The organism is Paraburkholderia sp. J11-2 (genome assembly GCF_905220185.1).
Classification (GTDB): domain Bacteria; phylum Pseudomonadota; class Gammaproteobacteria; order Burkholderiales; family Burkholderiaceae; genus Paraburkholderia.
Map to the genome: position 1 here is coordinate 17,502 of NZ_CAJMYY010000048.1, position 21,415 is coordinate 38,916.

The 21,415-nt window shown below is 63.1% G+C and carries 20 protein-coding genes and 2 pseudogenes; 5 read left to right on the forward strand and 17 right to left on the reverse strand.

The window, feature by feature from the left end:
• Positions 1-31: 31 nt before the first annotated feature.
• A complete protein-coding gene (locus tag U5A57_RS39040) occupies positions 32-667 on the reverse strand; it encodes a response regulator transcription factor (RefSeq protein ID WP_321917479.1) in 636 nt (211 codons plus the stop codon).
• Positions 668-990: 323 nt separating this feature from the next.
• Between U5A57_RS39040 and hpaC the strand changes: the two genes are divergently transcribed.
• Both hpaC and U5A57_RS39050 read left to right on the forward strand, forming a co-directional pair.
• Positions 991-1,521: a 4-hydroxyphenylacetate 3-monooxygenase, reductase component gene (gene hpaC / locus U5A57_RS39045; RefSeq protein WP_321917480.1), complete on the forward strand. Its 531-nt coding sequence runs from the start codon at positions 991-993 to the stop codon at positions 1,519-1,521.
• A 392-nt stretch (positions 1,522-1,913) separates the two neighbouring features.
• Positions 1,914-2,852, forward strand: a complete 939-nt coding sequence (locus tag U5A57_RS39050) for a helix-turn-helix domain-containing protein (protein ID WP_321917482.1) — start codon at positions 1,914-1,916, stop codon at positions 2,850-2,852.
• Between the two features lie 30 nt (positions 2,853-2,882).
• Here U5A57_RS39050 and U5A57_RS39055 read toward each other — a convergent pair whose 3' ends face one another.
• The 16 genes from U5A57_RS39055 to U5A57_RS39130 all read right to left on the reverse strand — a co-directional run bounded on the left by U5A57_RS39055 (position 2,883) and on the right by U5A57_RS39130 (position 19,634).
• Positions 2,883-3,905, reverse strand: a complete 1,023-nt coding sequence (locus U5A57_RS39055; RefSeq protein WP_321917484.1) for a phosphotransferase enzyme family protein — start codon at positions 3,903-3,905, stop codon at positions 2,883-2,885.
• 10 nt (positions 3,906-3,915) lie between these two features.
• The gene (locus U5A57_RS39060) at positions 3,916-5,199 is read right to left on the reverse strand and encodes an aminotransferase class III-fold pyridoxal phosphate-dependent enzyme (protein ID WP_321917486.1); all 1,284 of its coding nucleotides are present in this window, start codon (positions 5,197-5,199) and stop codon (positions 3,916-3,918) included.
• Positions 5,192-6,409 (reverse strand): MFS transporter, encoded by a 1,218-nt coding sequence (locus U5A57_RS39065; protein ID WP_321917488.1) that lies wholly within the window; start codon positions 6,407-6,409, stop codon positions 5,192-5,194. Before U5A57_RS39065 ends, U5A57_RS39060 begins: the two co-directional genes overlap by 8 nt.
• A gap of 24 nt (positions 6,410-6,433) precedes the next feature.
• Entirely contained in the window at positions 6,434-7,912 is a 1,479-nt protein-coding gene (gene styD / locus U5A57_RS39070) for a phenylacetaldehyde dehydrogenase StyD (protein ID WP_321917490.1), read from the reverse strand.
• Between the two features lie 41 nt (positions 7,913-7,953).
• Positions 7,954-8,940 carry a WD40/YVTN/BNR-like repeat-containing protein gene (locus U5A57_RS39075; protein ID WP_321917491.1) on the reverse strand — a complete coding sequence of 329 codons (987 nt, stop codon included), beginning with the start codon at positions 8,938-8,940 and terminating at the stop codon, positions 7,954-7,956.
• Positions 8,941-8,962: 22 nt separating this feature from the next.
• Positions 8,963-11,326, reverse strand: a complete 2,364-nt coding sequence (locus tag U5A57_RS39080) for an efflux RND transporter permease subunit (RefSeq protein WP_321917492.1) — start codon at positions 11,324-11,326, stop codon at positions 8,963-8,965.
• Between the two features lie 64 nt (positions 11,327-11,390).
• The gene (locus tag U5A57_RS39085) at positions 11,391-13,214 is read right to left on the reverse strand and encodes a DUF1302 domain-containing protein (protein WP_415774715.1); all 1,824 of its coding nucleotides are present in this window, start codon (positions 13,212-13,214) and stop codon (positions 11,391-11,393) included.
• A gap of 87 nt (positions 13,215-13,301) precedes the next feature.
• Positions 13,302-14,663: a DUF1329 domain-containing protein gene (locus U5A57_RS39090; RefSeq protein WP_321917493.1), complete on the reverse strand. Its 1,362-nt coding sequence runs from the start codon at positions 14,661-14,663 to the stop codon at positions 13,302-13,304.
• Between the two features lie 65 nt (positions 14,664-14,728).
• Positions 14,729-15,193, reverse strand: a complete 465-nt coding sequence (locus tag U5A57_RS39095) for a cytochrome c (protein WP_321917494.1) — start codon at positions 15,191-15,193, stop codon at positions 14,729-14,731.
• The gene (locus U5A57_RS39100; protein WP_321917496.1) at positions 15,190-15,696 is read right to left on the reverse strand and encodes a cytochrome c; all 507 of its coding nucleotides are present in this window, start codon (positions 15,694-15,696) and stop codon (positions 15,190-15,192) included. Before U5A57_RS39100 ends, U5A57_RS39095 begins: the two co-directional genes overlap by 4 nt.
• Positions 15,693-16,232, reverse strand: a complete 540-nt coding sequence (locus tag U5A57_RS39105) for a methylamine dehydrogenase light chain (RefSeq protein ID WP_233885774.1) — start codon at positions 16,230-16,232, stop codon at positions 15,693-15,695. Before U5A57_RS39105 ends, U5A57_RS39100 begins: the two co-directional genes overlap by 4 nt.
• 37 nt (positions 16,233-16,269) lie before the next feature.
• Positions 16,270-16,896 (reverse strand): methylamine dehydrogenase accessory protein MauD, encoded by a 627-nt coding sequence (mauD, locus tag U5A57_RS39110; protein WP_321917499.1) that lies wholly within the window; start codon positions 16,894-16,896, stop codon positions 16,270-16,272.
• Entirely contained in the window at positions 16,896-17,462 is a 567-nt protein-coding gene (locus U5A57_RS39115) for a MauE/DoxX family redox-associated membrane protein (RefSeq protein ID WP_321917500.1), read from the reverse strand. Before U5A57_RS39115 ends, mauD begins: the two co-directional genes overlap by 1 nt.
• Before the next feature lie 13 nt (positions 17,463-17,475).
• Complete coding sequence (locus U5A57_RS39120; RefSeq protein ID WP_415774127.1) at positions 17,476-18,633, reverse strand: amine dehydrogenase large subunit; 1,158 nt, start codon at positions 18,631-18,633, stop codon at positions 17,476-17,478.
• Between the two features lie 199 nt (positions 18,634-18,832).
• Positions 18,833-19,255 carry a hypothetical protein gene (locus tag U5A57_RS39125; protein WP_321917503.1) on the reverse strand — a complete coding sequence of 141 codons (423 nt, stop codon included), beginning with the start codon at positions 19,253-19,255 and terminating at the stop codon, positions 18,833-18,835.
• Positions 19,256-19,448: 193 nt separating this feature from the next.
• Positions 19,449-19,634, reverse strand: coding sequence for a hypothetical protein (locus tag U5A57_RS39130; RefSeq protein ID WP_321917505.1), 186 nt, complete (start codon positions 19,632-19,634; stop codon positions 19,449-19,451).
• A 15-nt stretch (positions 19,635-19,649) separates the two neighbouring features.
• Here U5A57_RS39130 and U5A57_RS39135 point away from each other — a divergent pair.
• The 3 genes and pseudogenes from U5A57_RS39135 to U5A57_RS39145 all read left to right on the forward strand — a co-directional run.
• A pseudogene (locus U5A57_RS39135) lies at positions 19,650-20,132 on the forward strand (IS6 family transposase); the annotation flags it as partial.
• A gap of 62 nt (positions 20,133-20,194) precedes the next feature.
• A pseudogene (locus U5A57_RS39140) lies at positions 20,195-20,637 on the forward strand (polyhydroxyalkanoate depolymerase); the annotation flags it as partial.
• Positions 20,638-20,698: 61 nt separating this feature from the next.
• Positions 20,699-21,301 (forward strand): rhomboid family intramembrane serine protease, encoded by a 603-nt coding sequence (locus U5A57_RS39145; protein WP_321917507.1) that lies wholly within the window; start codon positions 20,699-20,701, stop codon positions 21,299-21,301.
• Positions 21,302-21,415 lie beyond the last annotated feature (114 nt).

Sequence of the window (21,415 nt, forward strand, 5' to 3'; positions counted from 1 at the left end):
TCGCGCCAAAACGCGCGACGCACACGCCGCCTCACGACGTGTGCGTCTGCGCGTCCTGGTCCCATACCGCCATCACATCGCGCACGAGCGTCGCAATGGACGCGGCACCGAGTTTGTCCTTGATGCTCGCGCGATGCACGTCGACCGTCTTTACGCTGATGTCGAGTTCCGACGCGATGCGCTTACTGCCCTTGCCATCGATCACACCGCGTAGCACTTCCCGCTCGCGCCCCGTGAGCGATTCGAGGCGTTTGCGCAGATCGCGCCGCTTCTGGTCGGCGGCATGACGCTGCGTGGCAAGCTTCATCGCGCGTTGCACGCGATCGAGCATTTGCTGCGAGTTGTACGGCTTTTCCACGAAATCAATCGCGCCGTTTTGCAGCGCGCGCACGGACATCGGTATGTCGCCGTGTCCGCTCACGAAAATGATAGGTAACGTCGCACCTCGTCGGTTCAATTCCGCCTGTACATCAAAACCGCTGGTCTCTGGCATGCGCACGTCGAGCACCAGACATGCTGGGACGTCCGGATCGAATGCACGCAGAAAATCGGCTGCGTTGGCGAAACCTTCCGATTTCACGCCAACCGATTCCAGCAGCCACGCGAGCGAGGTGCGCATGCCGTTGTCGTCGTCGACGATATAGATGACCGGAGCAGGTAAAGTCATCTGCTCTCTCCGAGATTGTTCGTTGCGAAGCGCCGCGAGACGTGCCCTGTGCCGTCCCATTTCATTTGCGCGCTCCCGCAGTTGCATGACCCATCATAACCAGCCAATAAAGCCCTGAAAATGCGCATTACCCCGTAATTCCGCCGCGTAATTTCAAAGCGCACATTCCGGTTTCCGCGATACCTGGTGAAATCTTTAGAAGGATCGGGAGCGACGCCATCACTCAGGCCAATCGTGACAGTATTTTTCGCGCGGTGCTTGCCGTACGCTGTTAATCACAGACTCGAATCACAAGATCAGCAATTGCACGGAAAACACACATCATGTCCGACACATCCAGCACGCTCCCGACGCATGACACCCGCAAGGATTTTCGCCACGCGATGGCGCACTTGTCCGCCGCTGTCAGCGTGATCACCACGGCCGGTCCGTTCGGCCGCTGCGGCATTACCGCGAGCGCCGTGTGCTCCGTCACGGACGCGCCGCCTACGCTGCTCGTCTGCCTGAACCGCTCGAGCGCGATGCACGCCGCCTTCGCGGGCAACGGCCGCGTATGCGTGAATGTGCTGCCCGGCGAGCACGAGCTGCTGGCAAAACACTTCGCGGGTCTTACGCAACTGTCGATGGACGCGCGCTTTAGCCTGCCGTTCTGGGATGAAGGCGAGCATGGCGTGCCCGTGCTGCGCGATGCGCTCGCGAGCCTGCAAGGCGAGATCGTCGAACTCAAGGACGTCGGCTCTCATTCGGTCATGTTCGTGAAGGCGACCCATATTCGCGTGCGCTGCGACGGCGACGGTCTCGTCTACTTCGACCGCAATTTCCACCGCGTGGCTCGCCCTTGCGCCGCGGCGTAAATCGCACCCTGGTAAAACCTTTAGATCGGTGAGGAAACCCACCAGGCGCCCTGCCGCACGCACGCATTTTTTTCTCGCGCGGCGGCGGGTACGCTGCATGCATACCACTAGCCAACCCGCGCCGCCTCACGAAGAAGGTGCGAGCGCATACATCAGACAAAACGATCGGCGAGCACGGGATCGATCGCGGCGCGCCACGACACAGCCGAAGCGAAGAAAGGAGACAAGTCAACCAACGCAAGCCAGGGGCATCCCGGAGAGGGCCATCCCGGACTTGCGAGAAAGCATTCCGCCCGTCATCCTCACACCGGCATTAACCGACCAGGCGGTCAGTGAATGGTGACCAGGATGGCCGCCACCCCGATCGGTACCGCGTTTTATTCGCAATCAGCATGCAGCTCGAGAATCACACCTTTACCGACGCCGGCGAACACGCGGCGCTGCTTTCTGGCTGGGAACAGCAATACTTCCAGCTCGATTGTGGACAATTCCACGGTCGCCTCCAGCAAATCGGCAGCGACGGCATACACGTGTTCTACGAGTCCGTGAACCGCCGCATCGTGCAGCAGGGCAGCACGCCCAGCGACATGCTCGTGTTCGGCATCGTGCTCGACGCGAGTTCTCCGGTGACTTTCGCGGACCGCGCCGTTACGGCTGATTCCCTGATCTGCGCGCGGGCGAACCGCGAGTTCGTGCTGCATTTCCCGGGCGAGACCGCCATACTCGGCATTGGCGTGAAGGTGCCGTTCCTGCGCGAGCGCCCGGAGCTGGCCGCACGCCTCGAAAGCCGCTTTTTCACCAAGACTTCCGTCATTCCGCTCGAACCCGGCGTGCGCGAGCAGTTCATCGCCTTGTGGCGTTACGTAACCGACGAGGCATTTGCGCTGAACGCGTTCGCAGAGTCGGAGCTGGCCCAACGCACCGTGACCGCGCAGATCTTCGAGATGCTCGATGCCGTGGTCGAGAGCGGCACTCCGGACGATAAGACCGATATCACCTGGATGTCGCATAGCGACGTAGTTGCACGCGCGCACGACATGATCATTGCGCGCCCGCTGGAACCCGTGACGGTGCACGAGCTTTGCGAATCGCTGCGTATCAGCCGCCGCACGGTGCAGACGAGCTTTCGCCTCGTGACGGGCAAATCGCCCGTGGAATATATGCGCGCGATACGCCTGAATTACGTGCACCAGTTGCTTCGCAAAGCGCCGTCGGCCGAGCTCACCGTGCGCGACGCGGCGCAGCGCTGGGGCTTTTTCCATTCGGGTCATTTCACGCAGGACTATCGCGAGCTTTTCGACGCCATGCCTTCGGACAATCGTCCGAAATAACGCGCGCCGGAGCATGCCCCGGCGCTGCCCTCACCTGCCGCGCAGATATTCCTCGACCGCCGAAGTCGCGTAATCGATCAGTACCGGCGTGAGTGTCCTGGCCGTTTCCGTGTGCTTTTTCTCATGCACCCAGCCGAGGTAGGTCGTGCTGCGCGCCGCCATGAACAGCGGCAATTGCCGCAGCTGCTCATCGACTAGCGGACGATGCGCGCGGTAGCCCGTGACGAAGGCTTCCATCGCGGTATCGAAGTACGGCTCGCCGCGGATGAAGTAGAGCGACGTCGCAACGTCGAACAAATGCCAGCCGAAGCCCGCATCGTCGAAATCGATCACGCGCACGCGCTCGCCGTCCACGAGCACGTTCTCGGGCACGAGATCCGCGTGGATCAGGCCGAACTGCCCGGCATCCTTGCCATAGGCGCTCAGGTCAGCCCAGAGCGCCTCGCGCGCCCGCTCGAAGAACCGCCGTTGCGGCGCACTCAGTTGCTCCAGTTCCCAGAAACGGCCCCAGAGCGGCTCGCTGCCCGCGAGCCCTTCCTCACACCAGCTATGCCGCTTGAAGCCCGCAGGGGCCCGCCACGCGCTCGTATGGTTGTGCATGCGCGCCGCCATGCCGCCAAGCGTGTAATAGCGGCCCGCGACGTCCTCCTCGCCGCCATCGAGACCCGATTCGAGCGCGCCGAGTTGGCGCCCGTCGACCCATTCGAGCACGTCGATCTGACGGCCTGCCGGCAGTTCATCGCTGTGCACGCGCTCGAACGGGCGCCCCGCGCGCGATTTCACCACGCGCGGCACCTCGACGCCCGCGCTCGCGAGCGCTTGCATCCACTCGAATTCCGAGTGCAGCGCTGCGTCATCGTGATAGCCGAGGCGGTGAATGCGCAGCACCGCGCGCCGACCGTCGCGGCTATCCACACGAAACACGGCGTTCTCGCGGATCTTGATCGGCGCGATCACGCAGTCGCCGAGGTCCCACATCTCAAGCGCCTGGGCGGCAAGATGCTGCAGCGCAAACGCGTTCTCCGACGCGCGCGCGTCTTCTGTATGGGTCATCGCGATCCTCTCAAAGGGCGTTGAGCACGGCGTCGAGTGTGTCGATCAACTGGTCGGCGTGGACCGTCGTGAACGGCATGGGCGGCCGGATCTTGAGGATGTTGTCGTGCACGCCGATACGGCTGATGAGCACGCCACGCTCGCGCATGGCGTTGACGACGCGGCGCGCCACGCTGCCGGCGGGCGACTTGTCCGCGCGGTCTTCGACCATTTCCACGGCGAAGAAGAGTCCGCTGCCGCGCACGTCGCCGATCGCCGCGTGCTTTTGCGCCAGCGCACGCAGACGTTCGAGCACGTATTGCCCCATGGTCTGCGCGTTCTGCTGAAGGCCTTCATCTGCGATCACGTCGAGCACCGCCATGCCCGCGGCGCACGAAACGGGGTTGCCCGCGAACGTGTTGAAGTACATCGGATTGCGCTCGGCGAAGTCTTCGATCAATTCCCGGCGCGCCACCACGCCCGCGAGCGGGTGACCGTTGCCCATGGGCTTGCCCATCGTGACGATGTCCGGCGTGACGCCAAGCTTCTGATGTCCCCAGAAATGCGAGCCGAAACGGCCAAAGCCGCCCTGCACTTCGTCGGAGATATACACGCCGCCCGCGCGCCGCACCTTCTCCACGGCGCGCGCGAGATAACCCGCGGGCACGTCCGGCAAGCCCTCGCACGAGAGGCCTGAGCACATCAGCAGGCCTGCTACACGCACGCCGTCGGCCTCGAACGCGTCGATGGCGGCCTGCACGTCCTCGGCGTAGCGACTCGCGAGTTCGTCTTCGCTCATGCCTGCGCGCTCGCGATACGGGTCGATCACGGGAATCGTGCGCACATAGCGGCCGCGCTGCTGCTGCGTGGAAAGAAACGAGCTGACCTGCACCACCGCCGCCGTATTGCCGTGATACGAGTGCGCGGTGCAGATAATGCCCATGTTGCCGGTGCACTCCCGCGCCATGCGCAGCGCCAGTTCATTGGCCTCGCTGCCTGTGCAGCAGAACATCACCATCGGCAAGGAAGCGTCGAAGGTCGAAACGAGGCGCTCGCCGTACTCCACGATGTTCTCGTGCAGATAGCGCGTGCTCGTGTTCAGCATCGACGCCTGCTTCGCGATGGCCTCGCTCACGCGCGGATGGCAATGGCCTACGTGCGGCACGTTGTTATAGGCGTCGAGATAGCGCTTGCCTTCGGCGTCGTAAAGCCATACGCCTTCCCCGCGCACGATATGCAAAGGCGTGTCGTAGAAGAGCGGCGCGCGCTTGCCGAGCACGCGGTAGCGCCGCTGCAACAGTTCTTGATCAGGCATCGGAAGTCTCCGTATCGGTGGCGGCGCGGCGCAGCATGCGCGCATGCGAGCGCACCGGGTAATAGATGAGGAACCAGCTCGCGACGAACAACGCAACGCCGGACCCGATCACCTGAGAATAAGCGCCGGACGTCATGATCCAGGCGGCGAGCGCGGGACCAGTCGCGAGACCGATCATCTGCATGGCGGTGGCAGCCAGCACCATGCGCCCGCTACGGTCGAACACGGCCATCGACGAGAGCAACGCGGGCTGGGCAACGTTCCAGAAGAAGTTGTAAATGCAAACAACCAGCGCGAAGACGGCGAAGGTCGTGTGCGTGGTGAGAAAGAGCAGACACAGCGAGCCGCCGAGCACGCTCACCGTAAGCGCGCGCGAGCGGCCGATGCGCGTGCCGCACACGCCGAACGCCCACGCACCGAGCACGCCCATGAACTGCGAAAGCGTGAGCGCGTTGGCCACCTGCTGCTCGCTCAGACCGTCAACGGTGCCGATGAGGAACAGATAGGCCCAGACGATGCCCTGCGCCACGAAGTACAGCAGCATGGCGAGCAAGGCGGACGCCTTCGCGGGCCTTGGCAGCTCGATCGCGTTCGCATCGGATTGCGGCGCGCTTTCGCCGCCGCGCGGCAGGTAGCGCACGAATGGCAGCACGACGAGCGGAAACGCGGCGAAGAAGAACAGCAGCAGCTTCATGCCGCCAATGGCGAACGCGCTCGGCACGAGCCACAACCCCAGCGCGCCGTAGATCATCACCCACATGACCATGTAGCCGAAGTTGCGGTCGGGGTTGGCTGTCAACCCGACCGCCGCGAAGCTGAGCGAAATGAGGCCGCCTGCACCAATTCCCACGAGTAGTCTCAGCACAAGAAATACGCTGTGATCGGGCGTGAACGCCGAAGCCGCGTTGCCGAACGCCATCAGCAGAATCGACAGCACGATCACCGTGCGCCAGTTCACGCGCTTCGCGAACAGCGGCAGCAGGATGGAACTCAACGCAATGCCCCACACCTCCACCGAAGCTGCGTAACCCGCCGCGACCGCGTCGAAGCCCAGATACTTCACGAAGCCCTCTACGACCGCGGGCTGAACGATGAACACCTCTGGCCCGACCACACCCGCGAGTATCGCGACCCACAGGCGTGCTCGTGATTTCGCATTCGTCTCTTCGCGCATGGCGAGGCCCTGCAGATCCGCTGGTGACGTATTCATTGTGCCTTGATCCTCGAACGTGGTTCAGTAGGCGAAGCAGACAGATTTCGTCTCGGTGTACGCGTCGATGATCGCGCGGCCATGTTCGCGCCCCACACCGGACGACTTGAACCCGCCGAACGGCAGCGCGGGGTCGACCATGTTGTGCGAGTTGACCCAGACCGTGCCCGCCTCCATGCGGTCGACCACGCGCAGTGCCTTGTCGAGCTGGTTTGTCCACACGCTTGCGCCGAGACCGTACTCGCTTGAATTCGCGGCGCTGATCGCCTCTTCGAGATCGTCGTAGGGCATGGCAACCAGCACCGGGCCGAACACTTCTTCATTCACGAGCGAAAGCGGCTTGCGCCCTTCGTTGGCGACCACGGTCGGGCGCACGAAATAGCCCGCGCCGTCATGCGCCGCGCCGCCCGCCATGATTTCGCCGCCCTGCGCACGGCCTTCGGCGATCATGCCGACGACCTTGTCGCGATGGCGCGACGAAACGAGCGGACCCATCTGCGTCTTCTCGTCGAAACCCGAACCGAGCACGAGGCTGTTGGCCACTTGCGCGATGCCTTCCACGATCTGCCCGTACATCGAGCGCGGCACATAAAGACGCGAGCCTGCCGTGCACACCTGGCCGTGGTTGAAGAAGATCGCGCCCGCCGCGCCTTCAATGGCCTTGCGCGGATCGCAGTCGTCCAGCACGATCACGGGGCTCTTGCCGCCCAGTTCGAGCGACACGCGGCGGATATCCCGGCCGCACTGCGCGCCGATCAGGCGACCCACTTCGGTCGAGCCCGTGAACGTCACCTTGTCGACATCGGGATGACGCACCAGCGCCGCGCCTGCCGTTTCGCCACGACCGGTCACGACATTGAGCACGCCCGGCGGAAAGCCTGCTTCGAGCGCCAGTTCGGCAAGGCGGATCGCGGTGAGCGGCGTTTCCTCGGCGGGCTTGAGCACCACCGTGCAGCCGCACGCGAGCGCCGGCGCGATTTTCCACACGGCCATCAGAAGCGGGAAGTTCCACGGCACGACGGCCGCGACCACGCCAACCGGCACGCGCTGCGTCGAGGCGCGGTACTGTACGCCCGGCGGAAAGCTCAACGACAGATCGACCGTGCTGCCTTCGATCTTGGTCGCCCAGCCTGCCATGTAGCGCAGCCACTGCGCGCTGCCGCCGACTTCGAGCATGCGCGAGAAGCCGAGTAGCTTGCCCTGGTTGAGCGTCTCCAGTGCAGCGAGTTCGTCGCCATGCTGTTCGACGAGATCGGCAAGCTTGAGCAGCAGGTGTTCGCGCGCGGCAGGAGGCATACGGCGCCATTCGTTCGATTCGAACGCGTTCTTCGCCACGGCCACGGCGGCCGCGACGTCATCGGCATCGCCGTCGGGCACCTGGGCGATTTCGCGGCCGCTGGCCGGGTCGTACACGGCGAAGGTCTTGCCACTGCGCGCGGGGACGGTGCGGCCACCCACGATCATCTGGGTGTGGAGGTTTGCAAGCAATTCCTCGATTTGCATCTCAGCTCCTGACTGGTTTGTTTGGCAACTCATTTGGCAACTCATTTGGCAACTAAGCCATCTTTGGAAAACAGGACGGTGGAACCGTCTCGCTTCAATATCAATGCGGTCAGCGCGTCGCGCCCAGGCAATTGCTTCGCCGCGAAATCGTGCGCTCCCGCCGCCTTGACCATCACGTAGCCATCGAGCGCCACGCCCGCGACACTCGTTGCATTCGCAACGAGGCCGGTGATCGAACTGCTCGCACCGGAACTCACGGACTGCCATGTCGCGCCGCCGTCCTGGCTTGCGAACAGATTGCCGCGCAGTCCGCCCACGTAGACCGTGCGGTCAGGCGCGACCACGCCGCTCCAGAGCGTGCCCTTATAGCCCGTGTGCAACGCCTGCCAGCTTGCGCCGTCGTCGCTCGACTTGAATACGGTGCCTTGCTCGGCAGCGATATAAACGTCTTTCTCCTGGCCGGCGAACACGGAAAAGAAGTTCAGCCCGCTCTTGCCTGCGGCCGCGCCCTCGCCTACCGGCTGCGTTTTCCACGTGACGCCGCCGTCGTCGGTCGTGATCAGCAGCGACCACAGGCCCACGGCCCAGCCGTGCATCTCGTCGCGGAACGCGATGGAAAAGAGCGGCTGGTCGACGCTCGTATCCGCGCGTTGCTCGCGCCAGTGCTCGCCGCCGTCGTCGGTGTGCAGCACGACGCCCCAATGTCCCGCCGCCCAGCCGTGCTGCGCGTCGACGAACGAGACCGAGGTGAGCGTTGCGTTGGCGGGCACGGCCTGCGCCTGGCGGAAATGCACGCCGTCGTCGTCGGAGAGCAGGATCACACCGCGCTCCCCGACTGCGACGATGCGGTTGCCCGCGAGTGCCGCGCCGAGCACCATCGAATGCTCCGCGTCGGCACGGTGCTTCGCGGCGACGACCGCGACCGTGCTGTCGGGCGCCGCGCCAGCGAGCGCGGCGTGTGTGTATTGCAGGCCCGCAAGCAGTGCGAGCGCTGCGCAGGCGATCTTCGAACCCTTTGTTCGTTGCATGGCGAATCGTCCTCGTGGCGGGCTAGTGAGTGAAGAAGCTTGAGCTTTTGACCGCCGAGCGGCGCGGGAAGAGCCGTGTGAGCCAGACCGCGAGCGCGGGCAGCGCCGTCATCGCCATCACGAGGTTCACGATGAACATGAACGCGAGCAACTTGCCCATGTCCGCCTGGAACTTCAGTGCGGAGAAGCTCCACGTCGCGACGCCAACAGCGAGCGTGATTGCCGTGAAGATCGTCGCCACGCCAACTTCGAGAATCGACTGTTCGACTGCCTTCACCACGGGCACGTCATGCGAGAGATGCAGTTGCAGCCGGTTGTAGATGTAGAACGCGTAGTCCACACCGATACCCACTGCCAGCACCATGACCGGCAAGGTCGCGACCGTGAGGCCGATCTGCAGTTGCTTCATGAACCAGTAGCCGATGAACGTCGCCACCGTCAAAGGCAGGCAGCAGGCGATCACCGCGCGCAGGTCGCGATACGCGAGCAGCACGAGCACGATGATGGCCGCGTAGACGTAGAGCATCATCGGCAGTTCGCTGCGCGCCACTTCGTCGTTGGTCGCGGCGAGCACGCCTGCGTTGCCGGCAGCAAGGCGGATCGTCACGCCTTCCAGATGGTTCTCCGCGCGGTAAGTCTTCACGGCATCGATCACGCGGTTGATCGTCGCTGCCTTGTGGTCGGCCAGGAACAGATGCACTGCGGTCATCTTGCAGTCCTTCGTCATGTAGCCGTGCACCCGGTTGATTTCGGCGCTCAGCGCCGCATAGTTGGTGGGGTCGATCGGCACCACGAACATCTTCGGATTGCCTTCGTTATATCCCTCGTTGTAGGTACGCAGCATCAGCGGATACGAGCTGACCGAGACGACGCCGGGTACCCGGTTCATCGCGCCGGTAAAGTCGTCTTCGAAGATGCCGAGCCGCGGGTCGGTGCAGTCGGCAACGCGCGGAGTCTCGAACACGACCGTGAGCCAGTCGAGGCCGACGTCGTAGCTGGTTGCGATCGCAACGGCATCCTGGTTGAAGCGCGAGTCGGCGCGCAACTCGGGGGCGCCCGGCTGCAGTGTGCCCACCACACGATCGCGGCTTTGCCACACCGCCACGCCGAAAATCATCGCGGTCACGGCAAGCGTGATCGCGGCATTGCGAGGCTCAGCCAGGCGCGCGAGCAGCCTCAGCCAATGCGCGCGCCGCTCGCGCGCCGCCAGCGCGCGGTCCGCGTACGCCTTTGTGAAATGCATACACGATGCAACGACCGGCAGCATCACGAGATTCGTCACGATCTTGTAGCCAACACCGAGCGAAGCCGTGATCGCCAGTTCGCGCACCATCGGAATGGGAATGAGCAGCAGCGTGATGAACGACACGAGCGCGGTAACGAGCGCGAGCGTGCCGGGGATCAAGAGGCCGCTGAAGCTCTGGCGCGCGGCTTCCATCGGGCTGCGTCCATGCGACAGCTCACGCACGATGAAGTTGATCTGCTGAATGCCGTGCGAAACGCCAATGGCGAAGACGAGAAACGGCACCAGCACCGCGAGCGGGTCAAGGCCGAAGCCGAGTATGCGCAGCGTGCCGAACTGCCACACGAGGGACGTGAGCGAGCACGCGATAGGCAGGATCGTGAAACGCAGAGAGCGGCTGTACCAGTACACGGCCGCCGCCGTGAGCACCAGCGCGAGCGCACAGAACACCAGCACGCCCGAAGCGCCGTCGGCAATGTCGCCGATCTGCTTCGCGAAGCCGATGATCTGCACCTGATACGCGCCGTTTTCATAGGGCTTGCGCAGTTTCTCTTCGAGGATGTGGTTGAACGCCACGTAATCGAGGGCCTTGCCGTTCGCGTCGCGCTCGTTCAGCTCCGCCGTCACCATAGCGCTCGTCTGGTCACGCGAGACGAGCACGCCGACGTAGCCGCCCGCCGAGGTGGACTGGCGAATCGAGGCAATCTTCTCGGGCGTGAGACTCTCCGGCGTGATCGTGCCGTCGATCAGCGGGTCGGCGCGAAAGCCGTCTTCGGTGATCTCGTTGACGAACGAGTTAGGTGTCCAGAGCGACTGCACGCCGCCGCGATCGACGTTCGGCAGATAGCCCACGGCCTGCGTGATTTCGTAGAGCCGGGTGAGGCCTTCGCGCGTCCAGATCGTGCCGTTGCGCGCCTTGAGCACAACCGTGATGCGGTTCGCGCCGAGCAGATCGTTCCGGTATTGCTGGAAGGTCTTGACGTACTCGTGTTCGGTCGGAATCTGCTTCTCGAATCCGGCGTCCATGCGCAACTGCAGCGCGAACACGGCCATCACGACCGTGAATAAGGCGATCACGCCCAGCGTGATCGCGCGATGCCCGAACAGGAACCCCTCGAGCTTGCCAACCAGACGATTCAACACATTGCGCCCCTCAAAGTCTGCTGCCGGTTTCGGGCACGCGCCAACAAGGCACGCGCCCGATTGCTTAAAAATTACGTGTCGCGAAGACGCCGACGAAATTGCGGTCGGCGTACGGCTGCCCAACGGTGTCGTGACCGCCGAAGAAAGCCGTGAAGTTGATACCTGCCTGCCAGACCGCCGGGTTCTGATTGAAAAGCAGATATACGTTGACCGACTTCGCGCCCTGCATGTAGTTCGCCGTGAAGGTTGGCGTATAGCCGTACAGCGCGTCAGAGAACGTCACGCCAGGCGTAACTTGCCAGCCATGAATGATCGTGCCGTCATAGGTCCAGTTGAAGTCGATCGTCGCGCCGACCGAGCTTGCCGTGCCCTTCGCCGCCGTGATCGGGTAGCCGAGGCCTGAGTCGTTGTTCAGCCAGGTGAAGTAACCCGCCGCCGGCGCCTGCGTCACCTGCTGGCCATCGACCGTGCGCGTCACGCCGTTCGAATTGAGGCCTGGGTAGTAGATCCACGCGAGTTCCATTGTTAGCACCGCCATGTCGGCGTGAAGCAGCTTCAGGAACGGATACTCGCTTTGCGTGAGATTCAACTGACCGTTGATCAGATACTGCAGCTTTTTGCGGTCTTCCCACTGCTGGCAGTTAACACCCGACACGCCATTCGTGTTGAAGTCGAGCGGGCCGCCCGCGCCAAAGCACCCGGACAGCGCGACCGCATCGTGCGGACGGTACGAAAGCTCGGTGCCGATCGCCCAGTCGCCAACGCCAAAGTTCGCACTCGCACCAAACAGCTGCCGGTTCTGGAGGTACTGGAACTGTTCCGTGCCATTCGCCAGCGCCGAGGCGACCGGTGACTTGTCGGTATAGTTTTCGTAATAGAAGCCGAAGTTGACGTCGACGTTCTTCGGCTTATAGTTGAACTTGACGCCGAACTGCGGGCGGTATTTGTTCGGCAGCTGCGTCGAGGTCGGAATGCCGATCGAGTTAAACGGAGGGCCCGCATACACACCGTTGACGAGGCCTGAGTTGATGCCCGCGATCGTCTGCGAGTTACCCGCGTTCGGACCCGCGATCGTGCCCGCGTCGGGGCCGTTCACGTTGCCGTTGATCGTGCTGATCGTCAATGGGCCCGCGCCGCGCCCGAAAATGTCGCCCGCGGACCAGTAGGAGCCGACCGGCGGATAGCGGTTGCTTTCCCAGTTGAACTGGTAGTAGGCCTCGGTGCTGAGCCCCGAAGTGATACCTGCCGCGAAGCTGATCATCGGCTCGGGCAGCAGCGCCTGCTTGAGCTGGGTGCCCGGAATCAGCAGCTTTTGAATATCAACGGCGTTGGTCGCATTGATGCCGTTGGTCGCAAAAAAGCTTTCGCCCCAGTTGATGACCTGATTGCCGAGCCGCACGTGCGCCGAGCGGTCGTTGAGCGTGAAATCCTTCTGGACCCAGAGATCGAGCAGATCGACCGGATAGACAATCTGCGCGGCAGCGGTGCTCGACAGCGGCGTTCTGTTCGTATCGTTCGCCAGAAAGTCGTACATGGCGGTGCCGCGGACCATGAACTTGACGCCTTGACTCGGCATCGTGAGCAGCAGCTCGCTCGTCGCGCTGACATACGTGCTGAACGGCTGCCCCTTGCGATAGTTGAGGTTGCCATCGTCGCCCGATGCCCACTGCGCCGTGTTCGCGCCCGCGCCGCAGCCATTCGCGTTGGGGTCGCCCGTGAGCGAGCAGCTCGGGTTCTTGACCCGAATGCCGCCGCCCGCCGTGAGGTTCGAGACCCACGATCCGTTGACGGCGCCGTCGTCGAGTGTGAACTCGTATGCCGAGGCCCCCTGTGCCGCCGTTAGCATGACTAATGAAACTGCTGCGCTGATTTTTGTCTTGGATATCACGCTTTTCCCCTGCCCGCTTTCTTCCAGGTCGAATATGAAGGGTGGCGGCGCACGTCCCCGTGCGCGCCGCCAATGCTGGACGCTACGTTATCGCTCGCTCACGGCGCGCAGGTTCTCGGACGAATAGAAGTCGTCCTTGAAGCGCGCATCGCTCGAGTCTTCGTACCAGCGGATGTCGGTGTCCGTACCGATGGTCGACTGGTCGGTCACGTAACGGCCGTTGTTGAGGTCGTACTGCACGAACGGCTCGACGTCGCAGGCGCCGTGCAGCTCGTACACCGGAATCGGATACGCCTCCTTGACCTTCCAGAGCTTGCCCTGGGCATCGTAGTCTTCGGCGGCCACCGCAAGGCCGCTGTCTTCGTCGATGTAGAAGACTTTCTTCGTCGCAACGTGGCGCACGCCGGACTTCAGCGTCGCCTCCACGACGTAGACGCGGTGCATTTCGTAGCGGCGCGCTTCGGGGCTGACGGCGTCCGGCTTGAAGACGTCGTCGAACTTCGCCTTGAAGTTGAACATGCCGAAGTCGTCGTACGGAACATAGATTTCCTTCTTGCCGACGAGCTTCCAGTTGAAGCGGTCGAGTTGACCGTTGAAGAGCCACGGTTCATCGACCGTGTACTGGTTCTCGAAGCCGATTTGCGGCGCGTCGTACGAATACGCAGGCATGCGGCGCACGCGGCGCTGACCCGTGAAGTAGTAGAACGTATCGCTCGCCTTGTCGAAGTAGTCGCGCTGCACGAGACCCTGCCCCGCGAGCGCGGCGGGCGTTTCATAGGCGAAGTAGATCGCGTAGAGCATGCCAGCCTGCTGCGGCGTGGCGGTGCCCTTCTTGCCCCACGGGAAGTAAAGCGTCTGCTTCGATTCGGCCTTGATCCAGTCCGTGCTGCCCGGCCGCGGTGACGCCGCCGTCACCGCCTTTTGCCACTCCGCGCCAATGCCGCGATAGCGCGCGAGGTGATCCCACATCGCTTCCGCGCCCGTTTTCGGCGCGGGGAACGGCATGCCGGGCAGGCTTGCGCTTTGCAGCCCCTCGCCCGACGAATCCATCTTCGCCTGGGTCGCGTTCAGCGCCGTGTTGGCCTGCACGAAATCAGGCGCGCCGCATTCGCGGTGCGTCGGATACACGTCCATGCGGTAGCCCTTTTTCTGCTTGATGAGCTGTACCTGGCCGGGCGTGAGGTTGTCCGCGTACTTGTCGACGTTGCTCGCGTCGATCGAGAAGAGCGGCTTCTCGCCCTTGTGCTTCCAGTAATCGCCGCGCACCTTGCCATACGACCAGTCGGCCGGCGCGGCTTGCGGACCCGCATAGGCCGGAATCCGGCCATCGGCGCTCGCGCCTTTCTCCATGCCGGCCGTATCCGCCAGCGCCCCACCCGCGAGCGTGCCCAGTACGGCTGCCAGTACGGCTGCCGAACACATCGCTCCCATCTGCGTCTTGCCTTTCATCGTCTCGATCTCCAATACCTGTTGAATCGCACGGCCACCGCGTTGCGGCCCGCTCTTGCCTTTCGTTAGTACTGTTCAGCTACGGCTGTATCGCCGCTTTTGTGCATACGCTCGACCAGCGCCGCCCGATGCTTCGCGACGTCGGTAAGCGCCGGCCTGCGCCGTGCTGCGATTTCCTGCGCGGTATAAGGCCTGAAATCTGCTGGCCGCGTGTCCGCGTTCTTCGTGTCGATCAGCCAGTTCAAAACGTTTGCGAGCTCCGCGTCGCTCAGCGAGGAATTCGACGCACCTGGCACGCGCATCACGAACTCGCGCCCTTCAGGCAAGCGCACGAAATGCCCTAGCTCGCTGGAGAGCGGCGGCACCTTGCCCGGAATGGCATGCGCGTCGCCCGTATGGCAGCCCATGCAGTTGAGCGTCCACGCATTGCGCGCAGAGGCTGCGTCGTAGCCGCGCTCCTGCGCATGCGCGCTCGCGCCGAGCGCGAATGCACATGCGGCAAGCCACACACGCGCATGCCCCGCCTTCATAGCCCGAGGCTCTTGAGCGTGGCTTCGCGATGCTCACGCACCTGCGCACCGTCCATCTGCGTCACGCGCAGCGCCTTCACTTCAGCCGCCGTGAACGGCTTCGCACCCGCATGCTTCGCATTCGCGTCGAACACGAGGTAGTTGAGCACGCTCGCGAGATCCTCGTCGGATTCGGTCCGGAAGCTCGGCATCTTGAAGTTGTAGGTTTTGTCCTTGATCGCGATCTGGCCAAACATGCCGTTGAGCACCGTGAGGCCGAGTTGTTTGCGCCCTTCGCCAATCGCGGCGTAGCGGCCCGGCAGTTCGGTGAGCGGCGGCGCGAGACCATCCTGCCCCCTGCCGCCCGCCTGGTGGCACACGGCGCACTTCGTGTCGAAGAACGCCTTGCCCGGCGCAAACTGCACGTTCTGCGCAAACGCGTCGCCCGCCATCAGCGCGGCGCTCGCCGCGCACAACGTCATGACCCACTTTGCGAGGCGCTGGTTGGAAATCGTTGATGTCATTGCTGCGCCACTCCAAGCAAGGCGGATACAGAGCAGTGATAGTTCGCGTTTCCGCTTGCCATGCACCAGTTGATGTCGTTGTCCAGCGAGAGCTTGTAGAGCGGCTTCTCACGCTCGTTGCGGTTGCAGAAGCAGCGCCCGCACGACGTTTTGCCGCAGCAGTCGTTGTACGACACGATGTAGTCGGTGTTGTCGTGCGGATTGCGGCAGGTGCCGATCCACGTGATCGGCGAAGGCGTCGTGCCGGGCGGGCAGCTGCTCGACGTGCCACCGCAGCAACTGCACAGCCAGCCGTCGATCGCGCAGTAGCGCCAGTAATCGCAGCTATACGGATCGTCGTTTTTGCCCGCGGCCGGCGCGCTTGCGCCGCTTGCAGCGGCCGCGTTCTCCGCCGCGAAGGTGCGGTCAACCGGCAAGAGCGGCACGAGCGCCGAGCCGACCAGCGCGCGGCCAAGCGTCGCCATGGCGCTGCGCCGCGAGCTGCGCTGCGCGACGGTGCGCGCTCTCAGCTCGAAGAAGTTGTCGAACCATTTCATGCTTATCGTCCTGTCGTTCTGTTCTTTGATGACGTGCTCAGGCGTGCTGCTCCGCGTGATTCGTATGACCCGCGTGATCCCCATGGACGTACTCCTGCAGCGACGCCACGCCGCGCTCTTTCGCTTCAAAGAGGCTTTCGAGGTGTTCACGCGAATTCACGAGGCCCTTCGCGCGGATCTTGCCCGACTCGTCGATCAGGAGTGCATAGGGCAGCTTGCCGATCTGGTAGGCCATGCCCAGCTCCTGTGAGAGCACATAGGGGAACTGGCTCAGGCCGAGCTTCTTGTAGAAGGCCGCGTGTTCCGTGGTGTCGCCATCGCTTGCGAGCACGATGTCGGTAGCCGTTTCGCGCGCCTGGATCGACGGCAGCAGCGGCAGCAGCTTCTTGCACACCGGGCAGCTCGGCGAGAGGAAAAATACGAGCGTGCTGCGGCCCGCGGCCGAGATTCCGCCCACCTTGACTTGACGGCCATCGAGCGCGCCCAGCTCGAACGACGGGCCCACAGTGCCGACCGCCGGGCCCTTGTCGATCATCAGTGCGCCGACGGGCATCATCCTTTCGTACAGAATGCCGATCTGGCGCACCAGTGCGAGCGAGATGGCGCAGAGCGCGAGCACACCGGCCCACAGCAGAGCATTAGAGATCAACAGTGCGTTTTCCATTACGAGTTCCTCAGGTGATTCAGCTTCGGACGGTTGGCGAGCAGCACGTCCAGGGTAAAAAATGCGGCAACGGCGAAGAGCGTCGCGCCCAGCACGCTCAGGTAGTCGAACCAGACGACCGCGCGCACGCTTTGCGGCATGCCTGCGAGCACGGCCAGTGTGGCCAGCAGCAACACCCGCGCCACGTGCGCCCATCCGATCGAGTGAGCGGCGGGACCGCCCGTCTGGCGAAAGCCATTGCAGCCACAGTCGATATTGGTACGCCCTCGCGCCACGTTGATGCCGAGCGCGAACGCAAACAGCACGAAGAGCGCGGCGAGCGCCGCGGCGCCCAGGCTGCGCGTGGCGGGCACGAGGCACGCAAGCGTGGCGGCCACTTCGGCGATCGGCAAGGCGAGTGCGAACGGCGCGACGAGCACGTGCGGCAGCAACTGGAAGCCCGCTACGGCTTGTCGTAAATCGGACTGGCGCATCACCTTCGGAATCGCGAGCGCCAAAGTGATAATCGATGTGGTTGCGAGCGCAACAGTCGAAACGACCGGATCGATAACGGGACTTGAGATCATGATTCGCGCCTCGTTACGGATTGACCAGCAGCGACGACGTCGCGCCGACCTGCTTGTGAACGTGCTTGAGCTTGCCCGTTGCCGCGTCGGCAACGACCACGTCGGAGGTCGTCGTGATGCCGTAAAAGAGCGGATGCGCGTCTTCGCTCACCTGGATCGAAAGCAGCGGATCGATCTTCTGGTCCGCGAGTTTCCAGCGCGCAATGCGCTTGTGCGTCTTCAGGTCGAACACCCAGACTTCGCTTGCCGGGTCTTTGTGCGAGCCCTCTGCACCTTGGTGCATCGCCACGAAAAGACGCTGCGTCGGCACGTGCAGCGCGGTTTGCTGCAGGCCGCCGGGACGCCAGCCGGCCTTCGCCTCATCGGGCGTCACGAGCGCCCACGGCGTGCCGAACACGGGTGCCGGGCCGCTGAAATCGGCAGTGCGCACGTTGCCATTGAACGTCGCGAACCAGTACGTATTGCCGCTGCGCGACGCGTTCACGAATGCCGGATCTTTCGCGACATCGATGAACGGGTCTGACAATTTGCGGCTCTTTTCCTTGCCGTTCGCACCGAGGACGACGGTCAACGCCTTGCCGCTTTCGCACAGTGACGTGAAGCGGTCGCTCCCCGACGGATAGGCGAGCACGCAGCCGTCCGTATCGATTTCCGAGGCGACCTGGTGCGTGGCCGTGTTGACCACGGTGACCGATGTGGCGGGCGTGATGTTCGCGACGTAAAGCCACTTGCCGTCTTTCGAAAGCGACGTGTTGTACGGCGACGGTACGCTTTGCGCGTGCTTCGGCGGGATCACGACTTCGCCCGTGATTTGCAGCGTCGCGTTGTCCGTCATTTCAACGACATCGGTACGTGCGCCGTGCGAGCCGCGCGCAAAGTACGTGGTGGCGACGTAGCTCGTCTTGTGATCGGGACTGATCGCGAAGCCCGGCGCGAAACCGGCGTCGATCTGCCCAAGGAAGCGGTTGGCGTCGCCGTCGAGGACATTCGTGCGCGCGTCCGTCATCGAGCTGAAGTTGACGTCCACCACGTACACCTGATGCGGGCTGTACGCCGGCATCTTCGCGATCGTCAGGTCCTCGGCCTTCTCGGTTGCGAGGACATGGGCCGCGTGGGCGGCTATCGCGGCGCCGCCCGCCATCAGCAGCGCCCGTCTCCAATTTCGTAGCATTTTTTCTCCGCAAGAACATTCGTTTTGGCCTTGCGGAAAATTAGCTTTAGTCAGTTTTTGAAACAGCTCCCAAATCGGCAAACGGTCCGTAGAATTATTACGTATGCCTTGCGATGCCAATAATGGGCTTACAAAACGGCGCGATGCATCTTCCCGCTGCGCTGGCTAGCAGGGATCACCCGTAGGCCCGCGCCGTGGCTCAGACGCCTTGGCCAGCTGCTTCGACGAGGGTCGCTTCAACACCTGGCACACAGCCTTCGAACGGCTCGCGCGCACCGTAAATGCGCGTGGGCAAGAGCACGGCTTCCGCTGCGTTCATCAACAGCAGCGCGACGTTCAGGCGCTGGTCGGTGTGGCGGACGACCGCGAAGTGATGATCGGGGAGCGCGCCGTTGAAGCGCGGGTCAGCATCGGCAATGTCCTCGTCATCGTGCAACCCTTCGAGCCTGGCGCCGGGGACGACGCACCAGCATTCGGGCAGACGCATGAGCACGTCGGGAACGTCCCCGAAGTCGGAAATGACCGCTGCGTGCGAGTTGGGCGCCCGGCGAAACCACAGCGGCTCGCCGGTCGCTTCAACGTGAAGCGCCGCGACCGGGAAGAGTAGAAGGCCATTTTCCATGGGTAGTGAATAGCGTGAGATCCCGCAGCCTGGAGGGCCGGATGATCCCGCAAAAACGGGCGCGCCGCTATATCACGGCGAACGGTTTGCCGATATTGGAGGTACGTTTTGCGTCGATCGTCAGGAGAATGGCCGATGAGCAATCCTGAATGCTGAAAACCCGCGGCAAAACAGATGCATTTCTTGTGCGTCCTTACGATTTGCCGCCGCACGCGACGCTGAGATAACGCGGAGCGATCGACAACCCCATGTCCTCGAATGCCAAAAGCGCACTCATGACCGAATCGTTCTCCGCAAGCAGCAGGATTTCGGTAATTTCGAATTCCAGCCACTGGGGCCGGCACCCTGTTTCCTCGAGGATTTCTTTGACGACCAGCACCAGGTCGCGCGACTGAAACTTCCGGGCAGCAAGAGCTGGCGCATGGACGAGACGTACATCCGTGTCAAGGGCGATTGGCGATATCTTTATCGGGCCGTCGACAAGGACGGCAACACCATCGACTTTCTACTACGCGCTCATCGGGACAAGACTGCAGCCCGGCGTTACTTTGAGATGTCGATCGCTCAGAATGGCGCGCCCGAGACGGTGACCATCGACAAAAGCGGCGCCAATCTCGCCGCGCTCGAAGCGAGCAACGCCGATCGTGAGGTGCCCATCAAGATCCGTCGGTCCAAATATCTCAACAACCTCGTCGAACAGGACCACCGGGCGATCAAGCGGCGCACCCGGCCCATGCTGGGCTTCAAGTATTTTCGCTGTGCCCGGATCCTTCTGGCCGGCATTGAACTTATGCATATGATCGCGAAAGAACAGATGAAGTGCGCCCGCGGAACCCATCCGTCAGCGGCTGATCAATTCTACAATCTAGTTATATAAGCAGTACGTTGCATATCGATCTCGTTTGCTCATCGAGTCTTACTGCGACAAAACCTATGCAGTCGCACTACGACTACTACCTGAATCTGGTACGCGGCGATGAGGAGAGCGCCGAGTCGCATCGCCGCTTCTACGATGAATACAACGCGGTGCTCGACATGAGACGATCCAGACCGTATTTCAAAAATTCCGCCGGGCGCAAGGCACCTGGACGGTCCGCGGCGAACCGGTGCTGCCGCAGGCAATCAGCACGACGGCGCTCATGACGGTTGAAGGAGAACTCGACGACATCAGCGGCGACGGCCAGACGCGCGCCGCGCACGACCTCTGCACGGGTATCGCCGCACATGACAGGCGCCACTTCACGGCCGAGAAGTGCGGACACTATGGGATTTTCTCGGGCAAGCCCTGGCATTCCGTCGTGTACCCGCAGGTCCGCAGCTTCATTCTGGCGCATCATGGGGCGGCGCAGAACACGGATTTCGAAGAAGCGCTTGTCGCGTAACCCATTACAGGGTACCTGTAGCCTTTGCGGCGTGCCACGCGGGCGCTCCGACAACCAGACCATGCCGAACACAGCGAAAAATCGAAGCTTCGCCGCGCAGATCGAGAGCCGGATCGTGGTGCTCGCACTCTTTATCGGCTCGATGTGGGCGGTCTTCTTTCTGTCCGCCGCCTTCCCGTCGCTGCGCCTCACACACCACGGCGTCGTCCCGCGCACCGTCTCCGGCCTCCAGGGGATCCTGTTCGCGCCGTGGCTTCACGCTAGCCTCGGCCACATCATGGCGAACACAGGCGGCCTCGTGGTTCTCGGGTGGCTCGCAATGTGGCCTCGCATCGGGAATTTTGTCGTGGCGACCGCGGGGGGCATGCTTGGCGCGGGGTGCTGCGCCTGGCTGCTTGGCGCCCCATATAGCGTCCATATCGGCGCGAGCGGACTCGTTTTCGGCTACGCGGGCTATCTGGTCGCACGCGGCATCTACACACGTCACTTCCTCGCCATGCTGGTCGCGCTCTTCGTCGTGGTCGCCTATGGCATCAGCCTGCTGTCCGGCGTGCTGCCTGTCTATCCCGGCATCTCATGGCAAAGCCATCTCGGCGGCGCGATCGGCGGCGTCCTCGCAGCGCGCCTGACATTCCAGCCGAGAGTGCGCCTCACCCGGCCCTGATTGCACATTGACCCGGGAGCGCCATCGCGCGCTGTTTCCGCCGGCCAATTGCGCGCTCTTCAAAATAGAGGGAAAACTCACTGGCGACACCGGGACACATGTCCAGGCAACCGG